Origin of the sequence: Citrobacter sp. TBCS-15 (assembly GCF_005280815.1) — a bacterium.
GTDB lineage: Bacteria > Pseudomonadota > Gammaproteobacteria > Enterobacterales > Enterobacteriaceae > Citrobacter > Citrobacter werkmanii.
This window is the reverse complement of the sequence record NZ_SZWK01000310.1, coordinates 1-233: the sequence shown is the minus strand read 5'-3', so window position 1 is coordinate 233 and position 233 is coordinate 1. Positions and strand designations below refer to the sequence as shown.

Below are 233 nucleotides of genomic sequence, written 5' to 3'. Positions count from 1 at the left end.
ACACCTGAAAAATTTCTGTTTGATATTCAAGTGTAACGAATTTTTTGCTAAGAATATCGTTTACGAAGTCTTTCATTAATTGATAATTTTCTTCTAAACTTTCTCCAAACGTTTCTAGCTTAAACTCTATTTGTGGTTGAGTAATTGAGCGTTTTCCCATTATTCCAATACCATTACTTTGCCAGATGTTATTAGTTGATTGTAACCCTAAATTAGAGGGCTGGTAAAATCTA

1 protein-coding gene is annotated in these 233 nt (G+C 30.9%); it reads right to left on the bottom strand.

Annotated features, from left to right (window positions below):
- On the bottom strand, window positions 1–233 hold a 233-nt coding region (locus FDW96_RS26335), incomplete at both ends, for a phage distal tail protein domain-containing protein (protein ID WP_170974737.1).